1 protein-coding gene is annotated in these 2241 nt (G+C 42.2%); it reads left to right on the top strand.

Going from position 1 to position 2241, the window contains the following annotated elements:
- Positions 1 to 2241: SIALI-17 repeat-containing surface protein (locus tag QZ359_RS02615; RefSeq protein WP_293958009.1), on the top strand; the 2241-nt coding region annotated here is incomplete at both ends.

Here is a 2241-nt window from a genome sequence, read left to right as displayed (position 1 = left end):
CAGTGGAACTCAGTAACCTTTACAGTTGAAAGACCAAGTGCAGATTCTCCAGATGGACAAGTTCGTCTCTATGTAAACGGAGTTTTGTCACGAACAAGTAAGAAATCAGGACGCTTTATCAAAGATATGCCTGATGTGAATCATATGCAAATTGGTACCACAAATCGTGCAGGAAGTATGGTTTGGGGGGCAGGTTTACAAGTTCGTAATCTAACTGTTTATGATCGTGCCTTGAGTCCAGAAGAAGTTCAAAATCGTAGCTACCTATTTGAAAGATCCGAATTAGAGAAAAAGCTTCCAGAAGGAGCTGAGATAACAGATAAAAAGGATGTTTTTGAAGCTGGTAAAAATGGGCAGTCCAATCCAGATGGCATTAATAGCTATCGTATTCCAGCCCTCCTTAAGACTGACAAGGGAACTTTGATTGCTGGAGCTGACGAACGTCGTTTGCACCACTATGACTGGGGCGATATCGGTATGGTCGTCAAACGAAGTGAAGATCAGGGTCAAACATGGGGCGATCGTATCACACTTACGAATCTACGCGACAATCCAAAAGCTACTGATCCATCTGTTGGTTCACCAGTAAATATCGATATGGTTTTAGCCCAAGATACTGAAACCAAACGCATTTTTTCAGTCTATGATATGTTCCCAGAAGGAAAAGGTATCTTTGGGATGTCAGCTGAAAAAGAGGAAGCTTATAAAGAAATTGATGGAAAAACCTACCAAATTCTCTACCGTGAAGGAGAAAATGGAGCCTATACCATTCGTGAAAATGGCCTTGTCTACACACCAGATGGTCAGGCAACGGATTACCGTGTTGTTGTAAATCCAGTCAAGCCAGCCTATAGCGATAAAGGCGACCTTTATCAAGGTGAGCAGCTACTAGGGAATATCTATTTTACAAGCAATAAAACCTCTCCATTTAGAATTGCTAAAGATAGCTACCTATGGATGTCTTACAGTGATGACGATGGTAAGACTTGGTCTGCGCCACAAGATATTACTCCAATGGTCAAAGCTGATTGGATGAAATTCTTAGGTGTGGGACCTGGAGTGGGCATTACCCTCCAGAATGGACCTCATAAAGGTCGGATCGTCGTTCCTGTTTATACGACAAACAGAACCAACCACCTCAATGGATCTCAATCATCTCGTATCATCTACTCAGATGACCATGGTAAGACTTGGCATATGGGTGGCGGTGTCAATGATAACCGTACACTTTATGATGGTACAGTAGTTGATTCAAGTAACATGAACAATTACTACGCTCAAAATACGGAAGCTTCAGTTGTTCAGCTGAACAATGGTCAGTTGAAACTCTTTATGCGTGGTTTGACTGGTGATTTGCAGGTTGCGACAAGTAATGATGGTGGTATTACATGGGACAACTATGTAGCACGCTATGATGTACCCGATGTTTATGTTCAAATGGCGGCGACTCATACGGTTCAAGATGGTAAGGAGTATATCCTTCTAGCAAATGCCAATGGCCCAGGTCGTAAGAATGGTTACATTCGAGTGGCTCGCGTAGAAGAAGATGGCGAGTTGACTTGGCTGCATCACCATTTGATTCAAGAAGGGGAATATGCCTATAACTCACTTCAACAGATCGGACCAAAAGAATTTGGTCTCTTGGACGAACATCATGAAGCTGGAGGCAATCCTTATACTCTATCCTTCAAGAAATTCAACTGGGATTTCTTAAGCAAGGATAGAATTGCTCCAACAAAAGCAACTGTAAAAAATGCTGTGGAGATGAGCAAAAATGTCATTGCTCTAGAATTTGATTCTGAAGTATTGGTGAATCAACCACCAGTTCTTAAATTGGCAAATGGTAATTTTGCGACTTTCTTGACGCAATACGATACAAAAACATTGCTTTTCGCAGTTAACAAGGAAGATATTGGTCAAGAAATTACCGAAATCATTGATGGTGCAATTGAGAGCATGCATAATTTGCCTGTAAGTTTTGAAGGTGCAGGAGTCCCTGGTGGTAAAAATGGAGCAAAAGCAGAAATCCATGAAGTCCCAGAATTTACAGGTGCTGTCAATGGTGAAGGTACAGTTCATGAGGAACCAGCCTTTGAAGGTGGCATCAACGGTGAGGAAGCAGCCGTTCATGATGTGCCAGACTTCTCAGGTGGTGTGAACGGCGAAGTAGCCGCTATTCATGAAGTTCCAGAAATAGAGGTCGAAGAAAATCCACCTGGAACTATTCATGAAGTCCCAGAA

Origin of the sequence: Streptococcus sp. (assembly GCF_019414905.1) — a bacterium.
GTDB lineage: Bacteria > Bacillota > Bacilli > Lactobacillales > Streptococcaceae > Streptococcus.
Note: the sequence above shows the minus strand (reverse complement) of the source record. Positions and strands in the feature narration are given on the sequence as shown.